This window comes from Sulfuricurvum sp. (genome assembly GCF_023229695.1).
Classification (GTDB): Bacteria; Campylobacterota; Campylobacteria; order Campylobacterales; family Sulfurimonadaceae; genus Sulfuricurvum.
The window spans coordinates 69,392-86,087 of sequence record NZ_JALNYS010000010.1 but is presented as its reverse complement, the minus strand read 5'-3'; the positions used below and the strand labels follow the sequence as shown (position 1 = coordinate 86,087).

Annotated in this window: 17 protein-coding genes; 8 read left to right on the top strand and 9 right to left on the bottom strand. The window is 48.2% G+C overall.

Annotated elements, in window-relative coordinates; genetic code table 11:
* Positions 1–125 precede the first annotated feature (125 nt).
* Both M0P91_RS08755 and M0P91_RS08750 read left to right on the top strand, forming a co-directional pair.
* Positions 126–1,265, top strand: a complete 1,140-nt coding sequence (locus M0P91_RS08755; protein ID WP_295066393.1) for an ATP/GTP-binding protein — start codon at positions 126–128, stop codon at positions 1,263–1,265.
* A gap of 1 nt (position 1,266) precedes the next feature.
* Positions 1,267–1,758: a hypothetical protein gene (locus tag M0P91_RS08750; protein WP_295066392.1), complete on the top strand. Its 492-nt coding sequence runs from the start codon at positions 1,267–1,269 to the stop codon at positions 1,756–1,758.
* 84 nt (positions 1,759–1,842) lie between these two features.
* Here the strand turns inward: M0P91_RS08750 and M0P91_RS08745 are convergent, their stop codons facing one another.
* Positions 1,843–2,850, bottom strand: a complete 1,008-nt coding sequence (locus tag M0P91_RS08745; protein WP_295066391.1) for a hypothetical protein — start codon at positions 2,848–2,850, stop codon at positions 1,843–1,845.
* Positions 2,851–2,934: 84 nt separating this feature from the next.
* The gene (locus M0P91_RS08740) at positions 2,935–4,230 is read right to left on the bottom strand and encodes a TolC family protein (RefSeq protein ID WP_295066390.1); all 1,296 of its coding nucleotides are present in this window, start codon (positions 4,228–4,230) and stop codon (positions 2,935–2,937) included.
* Positions 4,231–4,394: 164 nt separating this feature from the next.
* Between M0P91_RS08740 and M0P91_RS08735 the strand changes: the two genes are divergently transcribed.
* The 4 genes from M0P91_RS08735 to M0P91_RS08720 are packed head-to-tail and all read left to right on the top strand — an operon-like array spanning position 4,395 to position 9,391.
* Positions 4,395–5,570 (top strand): HlyD family efflux transporter periplasmic adaptor subunit, encoded by a 1,176-nt coding sequence (locus M0P91_RS08735; protein WP_295066389.1) that lies wholly within the window; start codon positions 4,395–4,397, stop codon positions 5,568–5,570.
* A 16-nt stretch (positions 5,571–5,586) separates the two neighbouring features.
* Positions 5,587–7,203, top strand: a complete 1,617-nt coding sequence (locus M0P91_RS08730; protein WP_295066388.1) for an ATP-binding cassette domain-containing protein — start codon at positions 5,587–5,589, stop codon at positions 7,201–7,203.
* Positions 7,200–8,312 (top strand): ABC transporter permease, encoded by a 1,113-nt coding sequence (locus tag M0P91_RS08725; RefSeq protein WP_295066387.1) that lies wholly within the window; start codon positions 7,200–7,202, stop codon positions 8,310–8,312. Before M0P91_RS08730 ends, M0P91_RS08725 begins: the two co-directional genes overlap by 4 nt.
* Entirely contained in the window at positions 8,309–9,391 is a 1,083-nt protein-coding gene (locus M0P91_RS08720; RefSeq protein ID WP_295066386.1) for an ABC transporter permease, read from the top strand. The genes M0P91_RS08725 and M0P91_RS08720 overlap by 4 nt, the downstream gene beginning before the upstream one ends.
* 12 nt (positions 9,392–9,403) lie before the next feature.
* Here the strand turns inward: M0P91_RS08720 and amrS are convergent, their stop codons facing one another.
* From amrS to M0P91_RS08705, 3 genes are all read right to left on the bottom strand, one after another.
* Positions 9,404–10,429, bottom strand: coding sequence for an AmmeMemoRadiSam system radical SAM enzyme (gene amrS, locus M0P91_RS08715; RefSeq protein WP_295066385.1), 1,026 nt, complete (start codon positions 10,427–10,429; stop codon positions 9,404–9,406).
* 223 nt (positions 10,430–10,652) lie between these two features.
* Positions 10,653–10,835 carry a DUF2892 domain-containing protein gene (locus tag M0P91_RS08710; protein ID WP_295066384.1) on the bottom strand — a complete coding sequence of 61 codons (183 nt, stop codon included), beginning with the start codon at positions 10,833–10,835 and terminating at the stop codon, positions 10,653–10,655.
* Between the two features lie 104 nt (positions 10,836–10,939).
* Positions 10,940–11,380, bottom strand: coding sequence for a YcgN family cysteine cluster protein (locus M0P91_RS08705; RefSeq protein ID WP_295066383.1), 441 nt, complete (start codon positions 11,378–11,380; stop codon positions 10,940–10,942).
* 339 nt (positions 11,381–11,719) lie between these two features.
* Here M0P91_RS08705 and M0P91_RS08700 point away from each other — a divergent pair, with 339 nt between their 5' ends.
* Together M0P91_RS08700 and M0P91_RS08695 are read left to right on the top strand one after the other, a co-directional pair.
* Positions 11,720–12,346 (top strand): hypothetical protein, encoded by a 627-nt coding sequence (locus M0P91_RS08700; RefSeq protein WP_295066382.1) that lies wholly within the window; start codon positions 11,720–11,722, stop codon positions 12,344–12,346.
* On the top strand, positions 12,343–12,747 hold the full coding sequence (locus tag M0P91_RS08695; RefSeq protein WP_295066381.1) for a c-type cytochrome: 405 nt from the start codon (positions 12,343–12,345) through the stop codon (positions 12,745–12,747). The genes M0P91_RS08700 and M0P91_RS08695 overlap by 4 nt, the downstream gene beginning before the upstream one ends.
* Here the strand turns inward: M0P91_RS08695 and M0P91_RS08690 are convergent.
* From M0P91_RS08690 to M0P91_RS08675, 4 genes are all read right to left on the bottom strand, one after another.
* Entirely contained in the window at positions 12,737–12,994 is a 258-nt protein-coding gene (locus M0P91_RS08690; RefSeq protein ID WP_295066380.1) for an EscU/YscU/HrcU family type III secretion system export apparatus switch protein, read from the bottom strand. The two genes, M0P91_RS08695 and M0P91_RS08690, sit on opposite strands and share 11 nt — an antisense overlap.
* Positions 12,991–14,481, bottom strand: coding sequence for a flagellar hook-length control protein FliK (locus M0P91_RS08685; RefSeq protein WP_295066379.1), 1,491 nt, complete (start codon positions 14,479–14,481; stop codon positions 12,991–12,993). Before M0P91_RS08685 ends, M0P91_RS08690 begins: the two co-directional genes overlap by 4 nt.
* A gap of 70 nt (positions 14,482–14,551) precedes the next feature.
* Positions 14,552–15,313 (bottom strand): TerB family tellurite resistance protein, encoded by a 762-nt coding sequence (locus M0P91_RS08680; protein WP_295066378.1) that lies wholly within the window; start codon positions 15,311–15,313, stop codon positions 14,552–14,554.
* A 33-nt stretch (positions 15,314–15,346) separates the two neighbouring features.
* Positions 15,347–16,678 (bottom strand): diguanylate cyclase, encoded by a 1,332-nt coding sequence (locus M0P91_RS08675; protein ID WP_295066377.1) that lies wholly within the window; start codon positions 16,676–16,678, stop codon positions 15,347–15,349.
* Between the last annotated feature and the right edge of the window lie 18 nt (positions 16,679–16,696).

Below are 16,696 nucleotides of genomic sequence, written 5' to 3'. Positions count from 1 at the left end.
AATTTTAGTGAAGTCATTGTTTGTTATTTTAAAACGTAATTTTTGTCATATTTGACATATTATTTAAATAAGAGTATTATTTTTACAATAAAAAGTAAAAAATATTGACAATATAGGGAAACAGAATGATTTTAGAATTTGGTGCTAAAAACTTCTATTCTTTTAAAGAAGGGTTTGAAATTAATTTGCGTTCAAATGATCAAAAGACAGGACAAAATGTCGCTTTTAATGTTCTTGCTATCAAAGGTGCAAATGCATCAGGAAAGACAAATGTTTTAAAATTACTCCAATTTATTCAATCGTTTGTTCTTAACTCATTTAGTGAGATTAAACCAGAGGAAAAAATTTTAATTAGAAGTTTTTTTCGTTGTGATGCTCCCATCGAGATATTTATAGCTTTTTTGCAAGATAATATTGAATATTCATATGAACTAATTCTTACAGAAGATGAAGTTATTTCGGAAAAAATATCGAGAAAACAAAAGCGAGATGTTCAAATAATACAGAGAGAAAAAAATACTATTAGCACAATTAGTGAATTTGATGAATTAAAAACTATAAAAATTAGAAGTAATGTTTCTATAATAAGTATGGCTTTGCAGTATGAAATTAATTGTATTAAACCGTTGGCTCAACTTTTCCAATCAATTAAAACAAATGTTAGTCCCTTTGGTCGAAATGAACAACCATTACATGACCATGATACAATCTCCAAATTCTATTATGATAATCAGGATATTTTTGAGTTTGTTATTAAAGTATTAAAGCAATCTGATACAGGTATTGATAATATAAAAATATTAGACAGACAAGATGATACCGGGAATATTGTATATTTTCCAATTTTTTATTTTAGGAATAATAGCAGTGACTCAAAAATATTAACTTTTTATGAACAATCGAGTGGTACCAAATCACTTTATTTACAGTTAGGAAATTATGCCATTGCTCTTAGGCATGGTCGAACATTAATATTGGATGAATTCGATATTAATTTACATCCTGATATTTTGCCTATGCTTGTTGACTTTTTTGATGATCCAGTGAAAAATGTTAAGAACGCACAATTGATTTTTACAACACATAATACGGATATTATGGATAAGCTGGGGAAATATCGAGTTGTATTAGTCAATAAAGAAGATAACGAAAGCTTTTTGTATCGGCTAGATGAAATTCCGGGTGATATTCTTCGTAATGATCGACCTATTACTCCTATATATAAAGCCGGTAAAATTGGCGGAAAACCAAAATTGACGGCATAAAATGGGAAAATTTAAAAATCATAGAAAAGAAGGGTTTTTAGCTTCAATCCCAATTATTTCATTAGTAGATTCAAGCAATGATTTGACGAAAAGATGCAAATTTAACTTTAGCTATTTTGATGTACAAGATGGCATAAGTCAGAATTTTGAAGATTGGGAACATTTTGAGTTAATAAAATTACTTGAAAAAATGAAAAATTATTCTAAGGAATCTTTAGAATTTTGGACAAAACAGAATGTAGGTTCATTTCATGTTCTTGAAATATATGGTTCATTTCCAGTAAATAGTGATTTTACACAGCCTAAACATATTCCACATCAAGCTGAATGGGCGCGATTCCATTTAGAAAATCTCGTTAGGGTAATCGGTTTTGTTATCCCTGAAGAGTATCATAATAATTCTCATCCTACTACGCGAATGTTATTTGATAAAAATACTTTTTATGTTGTTTACCTTGATAGGGATCATCGATTTTATAAAACTGAGCGTTAAAATTTTACGCTGATACTTTCGGCACCAACACTTTGAGTGGAATATGAAGCTGTACCGAGAGGTTTTCATAACTGGCTTCATTACCTAAAAAAAATCGATCCCATCCTCTAGCGCTGCGGAAGGGGCGAACATCTCGATGATCTGCCGTATGCTCAGGGAGGTCGGTTCATGGATGTGGTGGGTATTTTTCATGGCGATATTTTCGACGCTGAAGCGCTGGATGTAACGGTCCATATCGGCATTGACACCGTCAAAGAGTTTCAGCACTCCGTCTTGCATTTCGAGAAGGAGTGACATAAAAGGATCGGTATGCTGATACATGGCCGTAGAGAGTTCGCTCATGCTTGCGGCCAGAGAGTCGAGGTAGGGGGTATAGTGGAGCAAAATCGAAGCGACTTTGGAAAAAATCGCGGCGACATAGAGAATCGGCTCCGGATTGCGATGGAGCGCGGCAAGGGAGAGCTGTTCGGACATTTCGCTGAAATATTCGAGGATGTCATCGGCATCGTCGATGCGAAAGAGGACTTTTTCTTTATCCTGAGAGGGATCGGTAACGGCAAAATAGTCGTTGATGAGGATAGGGTCTATTGTCGGTATGGGATCTAGATTGCAGGTGAGTAGTTTTTCATCGTGATGCGGATATCTTTTCTCCTGCGTTAACGCGATGTACTCTTGGATAACACCGGTAAAGTTGATGTCGAACTGTTCGATGGCGGTTACAAACAGTATGTCGTCATGGGCGATGCCGTTTGCGAGAAGGGTATGGATGACGGTATTGCGTTTGCCGGCACAGATTTGATAGATGTCGTCGAGTCCGAGCCCGTGATTGCCGAAAAATTTCAGCATGACGATGATGACGGGGCATTGTCCCGGCAGTTTTTCCTGCCGTAATACTCCGATAAAATATTCGAGGACGCGGGCACCGAAATGTTTGATAAAAAAATCGGGATCAATTTTTTGTTTAAGGAGGACATTTTTGACACGCGGCTGATTTTTCCACCCTTCCAAAATCAGCGTGGTCTGTACCTCCAGAAGATTGGCCAGAGTATTGTTTTGTGTATCTCGAAATTTGACAAAAACCGGATGATCCATCTTCCCTCACTTTTGATAAAATTATATCACAAAAGTATTACATATAAAAGTCTTTGAAAAGTCTCAACACCCCATCAGCTCTGATCATTTTAGCACATTATCACGGTAGGTTTCCAATCCCCCTCTGAGCCAAAGGGTCGCATTTTGATTGAACCGTTCGCTTTGCAGATTCGCGTTCGCGGCTTTTGCTGCCGAGAGATCGGCGATGGCACGGCTCAGCTCATCAGCGCTTGCGAGCTGATTTTCAAATCTCCCTTGGGTCAGTCGGGCATACTCTTGGGCCGCTTTTACCTGCATTGTGGCACTGATCAGCCGTTTTTGCAGGGTTTCGAGATCCAGATAGGCATTGTCGATTTCGGTTTTGACACGCTGTTTATACTCTTCCAGCGTGAGGGCGGAAGCGAGTTGTGCCGCTTCCGCCGCCTGAAGGGTATGCAGATCGCTCATCCCGTTAAAGAGATTCCAACTGGCACTGAGCCCGGCGTAGCTTTTGTCGGCGTTTGTAAAACCGTCCCCGTTCAGGGAGAGGGTATTGCCCTGATGTTTGAGGGAACCGACCAGTGCAACGGTCGGATAGTATCGACTTTTTGCCAGAGCTATGTCGGTTTGCGCAATATTGAGCGCTTTGGCGAGAGAGAGGATATCTTCGCGCCGGCTCAGGGCTGAGGCGATCAGATCGTCGCGTGCGGGTACCCTCAGCGTATCGGTCGCTATGAGGGCACCCGTGAGGGTTATACCGGTGAGATAGGTGAGATGGTTGAGTGCCTGCGCTTTTTTATTTTGGGTATCAAAGAGCTCTGCCTCGATTGCGTAGCGTTTTGCTTCGATGGTATAAAGCCCGGCGGGGGCGAGAAGCCCCTGCTCATAAAGCCCTTTGGCTTTTTCATAGGAGTCTGTGATCGCTTTTTTCGCCTCGGTTTGGGCTTCGATGATCGCATCGGCCGCAGCGATGGAGCTGTAGAGGCGGGTGGCGTCGATGTAGAGGTTGCGTTTGGCATCGGCGGCTTGCAAGAATAGTTTTTCGTGGGTCAGGCGGGCCTTGTCGATGGATGCGCGGATGGCAAAGCCGCTGAAGAGGGGATAGGTGAGGATCACTTCCCCCTCCACATGCTCTTTGGTCGCTACGGGCGCTTGCATGGGGGTATAGAGCGGCGGCATTTTAAAGGTCATCGTCGGGGTGGTGTAGAGTTTTGCGGCAGAGAGGCGCAGATCGATCGTCGGAAGATTTTTCCCTTCGGCGGCACGGTAGTATTCCCGGGCACTGTCGGTGAGCTGATCGGCACTTTTGAGGAGTAAAGAATTATCGCAGGAACGGATCACCTCCTGATAACTCTCTCCCCATAGCAACACGGGAGAGAGTAAAAAAAAGAGCGGTTTCATCCTACCTCCTTGGAATTGTGTGCCGTTGTTATCTGCACATTTTTGAAAAAATTATAGTCTTGAACGGATTAAATAATCCACTGGCAACATCAACATTAGATTTCCCCTTAAGCTAGGAGAGATTACAATCAGGGAACTTCCCCTCCCCTTTAGGGGGGAGGGTCGTGAACGAAAGTGGAGGAGGGGAGATGGTCGTCCGCAAATATGGGATGGGAGTGTTGATCGCGGTACTTTTTATCGGTGCGGCGGTGATGATGTATGCAAAGTTGCATGCCCGTGTTCTTCCGGAGAATCTGGTGCAGGGGAGCGGACGGATTGACGGTGATCTGATCAACCTGAACGTCAAATATCCCGGACGGATCGAACAGATTCTCAAAGAGAACGGGGATGGGGTGAAGAGGGGGGAGGTGATTGCCATCATCGGCAGTGCCGAACAGGAGGCTAAAGCAGAACAGATCGAGGCGCAGCTCGAAGCCCGTAACGCCGAACTGGCCTCAAAACGGATCGAATTGGCGATGGCCAAGAAAACGCTCCCCCAGATTCTGGTCAAAGCCGATGCCAATGTCATCATCAAACAGCGTCAGAGAGATGAACTCGATTCGATGATCCATGCCCAAAAAAGCGTTGTCACGCAAAGCGAAGAGGACGCGCAGCGGATGAAAAACCTTTTCGAGAACCGTTTGATCGAAAAACGGCAATACGAACTTGCACGGTTAAAAGCCCATACGGACGATGAGCAGCTCTCCGGTCTGATTCAAAAACGCGAACAGCTGGAAAAAGCTCTTGAAATCTCTCGAAGCGATCAAATCGATGCATCGGTATCGCAGGGGAAGATTACAGCGTTTGAACGGGGGATAGAGGCGCTGGAATCGGGGATCAAAGGGTTCGAAGCCGGGAAAAAAGAGATGGATGCCGTGTTGGCGGAGATGAAAATCGTTTCGCCGATAGAGGGGTACGTGGTCGAAAAAATCGCCAATTCCGGAGAGGTCATCGGTGCGGGGATGCCGATTGCGGCACTGATCGATCCGGGGAAGCTTTACCTGAAAATTTTTGTCGATACCCTCCAGAACGGAAAAATCAAAATGGGAGACGCTGCCGTCTTGTTTCTGGATGCTTATCCGGATCGGCCGATTAAAGCCAAAGTGGTCAGGATCGAGCAAAAGGCCGAATTTACCCCCAAAGAGGTGAGTGTCGCCAGCGACCGGATTCAGCGGGTTTTTGCCGTCCATCTCAAACCGTTGGAGTCCAACCCTTTGTTGAAAATGGGGTTGCCGGCCGTGGGAGTCATATCGCTAGATGGCAAGGGGCTCCCCGCATCGTTGCGCGAAGTTCCCGAATAAAGGGACGTGTGAGACGATGGGAACGCTGAAAATTGATCGGGTTACGGTTCGGCATAAAGAGAAAGTTTCCATCAAAAACGTCTCGTTTGAGGCCGAAAAAGGGGAGATTATCGGCTTTATCGGTGCCGACGGAGCCGGCAAAAGTTCGCTAATGCATGCCATTGCGGGGGTGATCGCGTTTGAAGGGGAAGTCCGTTTCGATCAACACGCTTACCGCTCCCCCAAAGAGGCCGAAGGGGTTAAATCCCTGATCAGCCTGATGCCGCAGGGGATCGGACTGGTGCTGTACGATCTTCTCACCGTCGATGAGCATTTGCGGTTTTTCGCCGATATCCGCAATGTACCCCAGGATGAAGCGTATCACACCTACAAAACCCGGTTGCTGAAAATGGCGGGACTCGAAAAATTCAGGGAGTTCCGGGCCGGAAACCTGAGCGGGGGGATGATGCAAAAACTCTCCCTCATCTGTTCGCTGCTCCACCGTCCGAAACTGCTGATACTCGATGAACCGACGACGGGGGTGGACCCGATGAGCCGGATTGAACTGTGGGAGATTCTCGATCAGATCCGTCGCGAAGAGGGGACGATTGCTCTGGTCAGCACCGCCTATATGGAAGAGGCGGCGCGGATGGATCGGGTATTGCTGTTTGATGAGGGGGAGATCATTGCGCAGGGGAGTGCAAAAGAGCTGATCGAATCGGTCCGGGAGATGACCTATCTCCGGACTCCTGAGGCTCCGGAGGGGACGATTACGACGTTGGAAAGGAGCTATTCGCTCCTACCGCTTTCAGCCGAGCATGCCGAACCAACGTTAGAATCTCTCTTTTTTGTGAATGCGCTACGGACAAATCGAGCACCTCCTCCGGTTGAGATCACCCGGCGCGACAGTGAGGAGAACGGGAATCCGGTACTGATGGAAGCTTATTCGCTGACCAAGATGTTCGGTCCGTTTGTCGCCAACGACCGGATCGATCTTCAGCTCAAACGCGGAGAGATTGTAGGATTGTTGGGGGCGAACGGCGCGGGGAAAACCACCTTTATCAAAATGCTGCTGGGGCTCCATTCGATTGATGGCGGGGAGCTCAAGCTCTTCGGCAGAGCGATCCGAAATACCGATGACCGTCAGGCGCTCAAAGCCTCCATCGGATACGTGAGCCAACATTTTGCCCTCTACAACGACATGACGATCCGCGAAAATCTTTTGTATTTTGCCGCGATGCGGCAGATCCCGATCGATACCGCGCTCAAGCGGATCTCCCGGTATGCGTCCGAACTGGGATTTTCGAACTATCTCGATTCGGTTCCGACGGAGCTTCCGCTGGGGATTAACCAGCGCTTCTCTCTGGCAGCCGCCTTGTTGCACGAACCGGCGGTATTGTTTTTGGATGAGCCGACCTCGGGCGTCGATGCGATCGCACGATCGCAGTTTTGGGAGCTGCTGAGCGCTTTAAAGGAGAAATGGGGGATTGCGATTTTGATTACGACCCACTACATGAGCGAAGCGGAATTTTGCGATCGGGTCGTGTTGCTGCGCGAGGGGGGAAAAGTGGCCGATGATACGGTTGCCAACCTCTACGCACTCCATCCGGATGCCCGGACGTTTGAGGATATTTTTCGGGAGTATTACCGATGAAAATAGGGGTGATCAAGGCGTACATCCTCAAAGAGCTGACCGAACTGGTCCGTTCGCGGTTCATCATCATGGTCTATTTGATGCCCTCGATGATCCTGTTTTTGTTCGGTTACGGGATCCGTATGGAGGTGACCCATGCGCGGACGCTGATACTCGATAACGATCAAAGCCCCATTTCCCATCAGCTTGTCAGCAAATTCGAACACTCCAAATATTTTGACGTGACCCTCTCTTCGGTGAGCGAGGATGAGGCGCTTCGCCGGATCAAACGGGGCGAGAGCGATCTGATCATCATCATCCCCGAATCGTTCGAAAAACGGCTTTTGCACGCGCAGCCGACGCAGATCGGGGTGTACGTCGATGCGGCGTTTCCCAGCCGGGGAGTGACGATGGAGAATTATGTCAAAGGGGTGGTTCTGGACGCGGCTTCGAGCGTCGCTCCGGGGCTTGCAAAAGGGATAATCCAGATCAATCAGCGAAGTTTGTTCAATCAGGCGATGCGGGATGAGGATGCGATTGTGCCGGGGCTGATCGGCCTTGTCCTCCTTGTCGCACCGGCGATTCTGGCGGCATTGCTGATCGTCAAGGAGAAAGAGCGGGGGACGATGTTCAACTTTTACGCTTCCCCGGTTGCCAAAGCGGAGTTTCTGAGCGCGAAAATGATCCCCGTTTTTCTCCTCCATTCGGTGAACATTTTTATTGTGTTTTTATGGGCGGTCTATCTGTTTGAGGTTCCGTTTCGGGGGAGTTTTCTCCTCTACTGGATCGCGTCGGAGTTTTATATCATTATCAGCCTCTCCATCGGGATGCTGATCTCCATTATCACCCGCACCCAGATCGTCGCGGTGGTGTTGACCGTTATTATTACGATTATCCCGGGCTTTTTGTATTCGGGGATTATCATGCCGATCTCGTCGATGATCGGGATGTCTCGGGTGGAGGCCCATATCTTCCCCGTCATGTATTACAATCATATCCTCTATGACGTTTTTCTCGTGGGAGAGGGGCTGGCTTCGGCCAAAACGCAGGGGTATCTGGCCATTTTGGCCCTCTATGGAGCCGGTTTGCTGACTTTGGGAAGCCTGCTGCTGCGCAAGGAGCTGAAATGACCAAGATATTCTGGGCAATCGTCGGGAAAGAGCTGATCGCTTTTATCCGCTCGTGGCAGCTGGTTTTTGTCGTATTGTATGCCTTTAGCGTCGAAGTCTATATCGCCGGAAGCGGCATCGAGATCAATCCGCGCAATGTCGCGGTAGGGTACGTCGATCTCACCGGAGGGGGGATGAGCCAAAAGATCCTTACCCGTCTGCATGCTCCCGAATTTCTCCCGCCGAAACGGTTTGATTCACAGCAGCAGTTAAGCCGGGCCATTTTTAACAAAGAGATCATTATCGGGATCGTCTTCAACGCCGATTTTGAGAAAAACTGGCGGGGGGGGAAGCGGACGCAGCTGGACGTATTGGTGGATGCGACGGCGGCGTCGCAGGCCTATACGACACTGGGGTATCTTCAAAATATCGTGCTGGATCTTTCAGGGGTCAATCTCTTGTTGGAGATCGCTTCGCACAAACTCTTCAACCCCAACGCCGACAACCACACCTTTATGGCGCTGACGGAGATGCTCTCCATCATTACGATGCTGACGGTTATTTTGACGGCGGTGGTCTTTGTCCGGGAGAAAGAGCAGGGGACGTGGGATATTATGCTGCTGATGCCGGTTGACCCGAAGCTCATTATTCTGGCGAAATCGTTTTCGCAGGTGATCATCGTGATGGTCGGGATCGTCATTTCGCTGGGATTTGTTGTATTCGGAATGTTTGAAACCCCGATGAACGGATCGTTTGCCGCGTTTATGGTGCTGAGTTTTTTTTATGTTTTTGCCACTGCCGGAATCGGGCTGTTTATCGCGGCGGTCGCGCGGGATGTGATGCAGGTGGCGCAGCTCTCGATCATCATCATGATGCCGATGATTTTTTTAAGCGGTGCATGGACTCCGATCCACGCAATGCACCCGCTGTTGCAGCTGTTGTCGTACGCTTCCCCTTTGCGCTATTACATTGAAGGGAGCGAAAGCATTTTTTACCGGGGGACCCAATGGGGCGATCTGTGGCCCTATTTTCTGGGAGTCACCGCCGTGGGAGGGGTGATGTACGCGATGGGCTTTCGAAAAATCGGGCGGTTATTCTAAAGCGCCCTATTTTTAGCTCCACACCCCGGCGATTGCGGTAGCGCAATACGGGCAGCGGTTTTTCTCGACGAGATGGTTGGTGATGTACTGCCCGATGTGCCCCTGACGGTCGATCACCATTTTTCCGCATCCGGGACAGTAGGTCGATTCGCGTGCTTCGTCGTCGATGTTGCCGACATAGACGTAGCGAAGCCCCTCCTCCTTGCCGATTTCATACGCGCGGCGGAGGGTTTCGGGAGGGGTGCGGGGGCGATCTTGCATCTTGTACATCGGATGAAAGGCGCTGATGTGCCAGGGGATGTCGGGGCTCAGTGCAGCTTGAAAATGGGCAATGGAGCGGATCTCCTCTTGTGAGTCGTTCAGCCCCGGAATCAGCAGCGTCGTCGTTTCGATCCAGATCCCTTTGGAATGGGCGTATTCGACCGCATCGAGGACCGGTTTGAGAGACGCGCCGCAGATATCCTTGTAAAATGATTGGGTGTAGCCTTTGATGTCGATGTTCATCCCGTCCAGATAGGGGGCGAGGGTATCGATCGCTTTTCGGGTCTCGTAGCCGCTGGTGACGTAGACGTTTTTCAGCCCCGCTTCGTGGGCGAGGCGGGCCGTATCGTAGGTGTATTCGAAAAAGACGACCGGTTCGTTGTAGGTGTAGGCGATGCTGTCACACCCGTATTCGAGTGCGGTTGCGACCGCTTCGGCAGGGGAGAGGGGACGGCCGATGATCCGGTGCGGGTGCTCTTTGGGATACTGGGAGATATCGGCGTTTTGGCAGAATTGGCACGAAAAATTGCATCCGACCGTTCCGAACGAGAAGATCCGTGATCCGGGGAGAAAATGGAACATCGGCTTTTTTTCGACCGGATCGACGTTTACCGCAGCGGCAATGCCGTAGGTCAGCAGCCGGAGCTCGCCGTTTTCGACCCGGCGGATACCGCAGATGCCGTATTCCCCCTCCTGCAGCTTGCAATGCTGGCTGCATGCGTCGCAGGCAACCCTTCCGTCATCGAGTTTATGGGACATCCATGCAGGTGAAGACATTGTGATTCCTCTCCGGTGAGATTGGTTGAACTACTTGATTGTATCAAAAAAAAGTTCAAACCTCTCTCTCCCCCCTGCCACTTTACGGGCTTTGCCCGGAAAGTGCATAACATCAGGTTGATACTCTCTCCCGCATCCGAAAGATGCGGGTAGCTTTAGGGGGTTGTAGGGACTTTAGTCCCTGCCACTTTACGGGCTTTGCCCGGAAAGTGTATAACATCAGTTAGAGAATGTCACATTGTCCTGTGATTTTACAAAGAGGGCAGAAGTTCAAGATTCCGGCGATCAGCGGAACCGCTCCCAGAAAAAACCACATATTCCCGCTATAGACGCCGTAACTGATCAGAGAGACTCCCAAGAGGATGCGAAAGGGGCGGCACACTTTTCGAATTAGATTAACATTCATCATTTTCCTTTTCGGGGATGTTTTTGGATAAAACATCGGATTATAATATTTATAAAAAAGAAATTATACTCTACGAATTGACAAATTTTTCTGTAGTGGTTGAACTATGGATCGATGATATACTCTTCCAGATCGATATCGTCCGTTTCCAGAACGGGATCGAGGGCATGGACTCCATACAAACGGACACGCTCACGTGACCCGCTGATCAGAGGGTGCCATGAGGGGAGAGGGAGATTATGGTGGCGTAGCCGGTAGGCACAGGTTTCGGGGAGCCAGTCAAATTCGGCGGCCCGATCGGGAGTGAGGGCGGTACACCCTTCTACTTTTTCATGGCGGTTGGGATAATCACTGCATTGCCCCGCTTTAATATCATAACAGCGGCAGACGACGCGCGTGAGCACTACGGGAGCATCCTCCTCCTCTTCGTCTTGCATTTTGTGAAGACAGCATAAACCGCATCCGTCGCATAACGCTTCCCACTCTTCATGGGTAAGTTCTTTGAGCTGTTTTGTTTCCCAAAAGGGGGTAGTTATTTTTTTCATACCGTAAGTGTAGCATTGGAACCCTGAATCATTGAAACAACAAAATCTTGATCGGTATCAATACGAAAACCACCGTTAGCCCCTATAATCTCCCGCATCCGAAAGATGCGGGTAGCTTCAAGGGGGTGCAGAGGACAGATTGTCCCCGCCACTTTCCGGGCTATGAGCGAAAAGTGTGTAATAAATAGACTTCTTGCATAACCTTGTTATGCAAGAAGTTTTCTGCCTCGAAGAGGCAAGCTTTAGCGCCATAGCGGCTAGCGTAGTGCTTTGGGCTTTGCTCAAAGCACGTTTGAAAGAGAGTTCTACAAGAACTCTAATATAATAAAAGTGAAACCGATGAAAACACCTGATTTTTTTAATGATGTCCCTTCGATTACAATGAGCGATCCCCTGTCCCGGTTATTGGGAGCAGCTGAAAAAGGAATATTGACGTATACCTACGAAGATATTGTCAAACTTGCAGGTCACTCCTGCCCTACCGTAGCGGGTGCCTACTTGATGGTTAGAAAAGGGGTCACAGAACTTTACGGTGAGGATACCCCCGTTCGCGGCGAGATTAAGATTCAGATGAGGGGGAAACTCGGCGAGGGGACGATCGGAGTGGTCGCCAATGTCGCATCGATGATAACGGGGGCGGCGCAGAGCGGCGGTTTCCACGGATTGGGGGGGATGTTCGATCGACGCGGGCTCCTGTGCTTTGATGCCGATATCGAGGGGGAGATGGTGCTGGAGCGGGTCGATACGCAAGAGCGCGTCATCCTCTCCTACAACCCTTCGATGGTTCCGGTAGAGGGGGAGATGGGTGAGCTACTCCCGCTGATTATATCGGGGCGTGCCGAGGCGAGTGCGGTTGAAACATTTGGGATAATGTGGCAGGATCGGGTGAAAAAGATTTTGATCGACCATCGGGAGGATCCCCGTTTGGTACAATGCCGTTATTATCAGGGAGGAGAGAAAGAATGAAATTAGGGTTAGTGTTACTGGTATCGGGATATGCTTTATGGGCGGTTGAGGGGTATGGGGTGTATCAAAAGAACTGTATGCACTGTCACGTGGAGATCATGGAAAAAAGTTTGGTATTGAAAAATCTTAAAAATCTCAAAGCCCCTCCGATGATTGAAGTCTCCAACCGGCTGAAGGAGAACATCGTGATCAAAGAGGAGGACCAAGATGTCAAACGGCGTGTCGTTATCGCCTTTATCAAAGACTATATCGAAAATCCGAGCGTTCAATACAGCATGTGCCATCCGATGGCGATCGAGCGGTTCGGCATCATGCCATCACTCAAAGGGAAGCTAAGCGATGAAGAGCGCCAAGCTGTGGCGGAATGGATCTATGACCGGTATGAAGGGGTTAAGTTTTAACCTTTTTGGTCATTTTATAGACAAAACTGAAGACCTCGGCGACCGCTTTGTAAAACGCTTCGGGGACTTCCCGGTCAATCTCTATTTTGCTGAGAAGTTCGACGAGATCTTCATCTTTTTGGATGGGGAGGTTATGAAGCTCTGCAATTTTGATAATGTTTTCGGCCGTGGCCCCTTTACCGGAGGCAACGACGCGGGGGGCTTTCTCTTTTTCGGTGTTGTAGCGCAGTGCGACCGCTTTCTTCATACCTTGACCTCAAATCCCAGATCCGAACCGAAGGAGCCGTAGGGTTCAGCAGAAGCGCAGGGGGACTCCTTCATCTCAAAAAAACGGATTCGTCGGGGCGAGAGCCCCGCATCGATCAGCAATCCCCGCAACTCCCCCACATTCTCTTGCAACAATGTTTTCAGTTGCGGTGTTTCGGTATGGGCCTGGATTTCGATCTGATTTTTATCGTACAAAGCCATCAACAAGTTCAGCTCACCGTACTCTTTGAGTTGAAGATTGATTTCGCAATAAAATTTGTTATTCTCTACTTTTTTAAACGCGAGCGATCCGTTTTCCAGCTGATCCCACTCAAAAGGGAAATAGAGTGACGTCGAATGGTCCAGAGCGGATAGGAGTTGATGATAATCAATTTGGGTGAGGAGTTTATCGACCTGTTTTAAAAGCTCTTCGCTATGGGGGGACGTGCTGTTTTGAAGCTCTTCGGAAAGTTTCATCAGCCCCGATTTGAGATCCCCTTCCATCGATTCTTGGAGTACCTTATCGATTAAGAGATCGTTAGGATGGGAAAACTCTCCCAGTTTTGCGGCCAGTTTGCCGCTTTCCCTGAAGGTCGCTTCACCCGAAGCGAGGGTGTTGCGAAGCTTTACACTCAACTCTTTAAGGAGAGGGAGAGACTCTTCAGACGGATTGGCGACCTGTTTCAGCAGCCGTTCGAGGGTATCGAGCAGAGCGTTGGCATCGGAGGCAGCGCTGGAGAGGAGGGCTCCGTAGAGTTGGGAGAGGGTCGCTTTGATCTCCTGAAACGAGAGAGGGGGCTGAGCGAGGAGAAGATCGAGTTTTTGGACCATCCCCCCCATCTCTTTGGAATACAAAACATCCCCTTTTGTGATGAATTTTTGGAGGGAATCGGTGATTTTTTTCAGCTCATTCGTGAGTGTTTCGGCACTCTGGAGGGTAGTGAGGGGTTGATTCGGATCGATTGTGCTCACGAGGGCCTCGAGGGCGCCACCGATCTTTTTGGCTTCGGGGAGGGTGCTTTTGGTGAGGAGAGTTTGAAGTGTCTGCAGTTTTTCCTGAAGGGTCGGGACGATTTGGGCGGCGGAACCGATTTTCGATTCCATAAAAATACCGCTGTTGTCCATCTGAGTTTTGAGGGTATTGCCGTTGAGCGAATCCATTTTTTTGGCAAATCCCTCCAACGTGGACGATTTCAGGGCAAGATCCGGGGAATTTTTCAGGCTAGTTACGAGAGTTTTGAGCTCATCGGCAACATTTCCCATATTTTTAAAAGCAGCCCCGTTTTTAAGGATCTCAAGGAGGGTCTGATCCGATTTGGAAGCGGTCGTTTTGTCGTGAAAAACGGAGGTAAGGAGACTCTTGACATCTTTCCCCTCTCGGAGTTGATCCAGCTGCTGGGGGGTGGCATTTTTGATCGCTTCCGCAAGGGCCTTGTTCTGGTGCGGCATTAAAATGGTTAATTTGCTGTCGGTGTTCAGATGTATCATAAGGGAGAGGCTATCCTAAAGTAGCGGAAGAGATCTCTTTGTCGGTTGTACAGAATCATCAGCGTCTCCGTCAAATTCCCCGTGTTTTTTTGATCAATTCGTATGCGGCATTAATCTCCTGAACTTTGGAGGTTGCGGCCTGGATATAATCTTCGCTGGCCCCTTGTGCCTTGATGATATCGGGATGGTGCTGTTTCACCAGAGCCCGGTAGGCTTTTTTAAGCTCTTCGTCGCTTGAGCTTTTGGTGAGGTTCAAAAGAGAATAGGCGTGATCGAGTGAACTCTCCTTGAAGCTTTGACGGTGAAACGATCCGAACAGTTCCAGCATCGAGGTGAGTTCCTGGGCGTTAAAATGGAGATAGACGGCAATTTTAGTGAGCATCTCCTCTTCTAAACGGCTGAGCGTCCCGTCGATGTAAGCCAGATTGACAAGATACTGCATCATTTGGACCCGCTTATGGGGATCGTTTCGGATCAATTCAAAGAGGACGCGCGCGACAGGCTCAATAGTGTCCGATCGCTGTTTTTCCGCCGTAAAAATCTCTTTGAGAAATGTTTTGGCGCTTATCGGATCGGGAAAAAGGGTGCTGATGTCATTGAACATATTGCCGATCACTTCGGCTTCGAGTTCGTCGATCCGTCCGTCTGCTTTGGCTACTTTGGCAACCAGTGCGACAAAGAGCCCCAATTCGCTTTTGGCGAGAGCCTCTTTGGTCAGAACGAAACTTCGAAACTGCTTGGGAGAGTATTCACTGTTTTGATAGCGTGAATAGCTTTTGTAGACCCAGTAAAAGAGGGCCGCAACCAGTGCTAATAAAAAAATTTGACTCAAGTTCTGCTCCCAATGAAAAACCGATAAAAGAGATTACATTTCGTATATTTTGACGCAATTACGTCCCGATTTTTTCGCGGTGTAAAGCATCTCGTCCGCTTTGGAAATAAGGCTTTGTACATCATTATCCGACCCTAGTATACCGCCGATACTGATGGTTATTTGAAAGATGAAATTCTCCTCTGCAATACGGATTTTTGATTTTTCGACGGTGTTGCGTATCCGTTCGCCGAAGTGCAGAAGCTCCTGGGATGTTTCACAAATCGGAATTAAAATCAAAAACTCTTCCCCTCCCCATCGAAAACAATAATCGGATGTTCGGCTGATGTCCATGAGTACCATTGCCAGATGCTGAATCGCTTTGTCTCCGGCATAGTGCCCATAGGTATCGTTGATTTTTTTAAAATGGTCGATATCGAGCATTAAAATTCCGTACGGCTTTTTTTGACGTGAAGCATTGGCCGTAATGTGCGGTATCTGAGAGAAAAAATAGGTACGGTTGTAAAGCTGTGTCAGAAAATCGTGGGTAGCTGCTTTTCCGAGCTCTTCCATCAGCGATTGGTTCCGACGGTTGGTATAGAGGTGATCGAGCGTCATATTCAGTCGGGTCAGGAACTCTTCATTCTCGGCATTTTTGGGGATATAATCGTTCGCCCCCGCTTTTAAAAACTGTGCGAGTATATGGGGGCGTTCAGAGGCGGAGATAGATAGGATAGGGAACTCTTCGCTTAAAAAGGTGTGACGTATCCGCCGAACCAGTTCAAGCCCGTCGATATTGGGCATAAGATAATCGGTGAGTAAAATGTCCATTTTGACACTTCGGTCCGAAAGGTAGTCAATCACCTGTTGACCGTCTTCAAATTCAATGTATTGAAGATTCTGGGATTCAATCATGTGGATCATGATCTGCCGTGAAGTTGCCGAATCGTCACAAATGCCGATAACGGTATGCTGATTCTCATTCAATCTTTGTATCGTTCGGGTCAAATAATTGACCAGAGTTTTGGCGTCGTTTTTAACCACATAATCGACAATGGGGAGGGTGATAATTTTTGAGCGTTTCTCTTCATCCGTTACCCCGGTCATGACGATAATGCGATGGCCGTTGTTGATCAATTCGCGGATAAATTTGCCGTCACAGTCGGGTAGATTGATATCGGAAATAATGAGATCGTACCGTTTGTGCCGAATCCTTTCTTCGGCCTCTTGTTTGGTACGTGCCGTGTCGCAGTCGAACGAAAATTTTCTGTCAATTTGCTCTTTAAGGTGATGGGAAAGGGTTAAAGAATCCTCCACAATCAAAATATGGCGGATATTTTGGCAATGTTGGGTGAGAGGGGAAAAATTCGAAACGTTTATGTTCACACACTGCCTTTTCAAAAT

Excerpts from the sequence above, each read along its gene's own strand:
- M0P91_RS08755 (WP_295066393.1), top strand. The coding sequence starts at position 126 with ATGATTTTAGAATTTGGTGCTAAAAACTTCTATTCTTTTAAAGAAGGG.
- M0P91_RS08750 (WP_295066392.1), top strand. The coding sequence starts at position 1,267 with ATGGGAAAATTTAAAAATCATAGAAAAGAAGGGTTTTTAGCTTCAATC.
- M0P91_RS08745 (WP_295066391.1), bottom strand. The coding sequence starts at position 2,850 with ATGGATCATCCGGTTTTTGTCAAATTTCGAGATACACAAAACAATACT.
- M0P91_RS08740 (WP_295066390.1), bottom strand. The coding sequence starts at position 4,230 with ATGAAACCGCTCTTTTTTTTACTCTCTCCCGTGTTGCTATGGGGAGAG.
- M0P91_RS08730 (WP_295066388.1), top strand. The coding sequence starts at position 5,587 with ATGGGAACGCTGAAAATTGATCGGGTTACGGTTCGGCATAAAGAGAAA.
- M0P91_RS08725 (WP_295066387.1), top strand. The coding sequence starts at position 7,200 with ATGAAAATAGGGGTGATCAAGGCGTACATCCTCAAAGAGCTGACCGAA.
- M0P91_RS08720 (WP_295066386.1), top strand. The coding sequence starts at position 8,309 with ATGACCAAGATATTCTGGGCAATCGTCGGGAAAGAGCTGATCGCTTTT.
- amrS (WP_295066385.1), bottom strand. The coding sequence starts at position 10,429 with ATGTCTTCACCTGCATGGATGTCCCATAAACTCGATGACGGAAGGGTT.
- M0P91_RS08710 (WP_295066384.1), bottom strand. The coding sequence starts at position 10,835 with ATGAATGTTAATCTAATTCGAAAAGTGTGCCGCCCCTTTCGCATCCTC.
- M0P91_RS08705 (WP_295066383.1), bottom strand. The coding sequence starts at position 11,380 with ATGAAAAAAATAACTACCCCCTTTTGGGAAACAAAACAGCTCAAAGAA.
- M0P91_RS08700 (WP_295066382.1), top strand. The coding sequence starts at position 11,720 with ATGAAAACACCTGATTTTTTTAATGATGTCCCTTCGATTACAATGAGC.
- M0P91_RS08695 (WP_295066381.1), top strand. The coding sequence starts at position 12,343 with ATGAAATTAGGGTTAGTGTTACTGGTATCGGGATATGCTTTATGGGCG.
- M0P91_RS08690 (WP_295066380.1), bottom strand. The coding sequence starts at position 12,994 with ATGAAGAAAGCGGTCGCACTGCGCTACAACACCGAAAAAGAGAAAGCC.
- M0P91_RS08685 (WP_295066379.1), bottom strand. The coding sequence starts at position 14,481 with ATGATACATCTGAACACCGACAGCAAATTAACCATTTTAATGCCGCAC.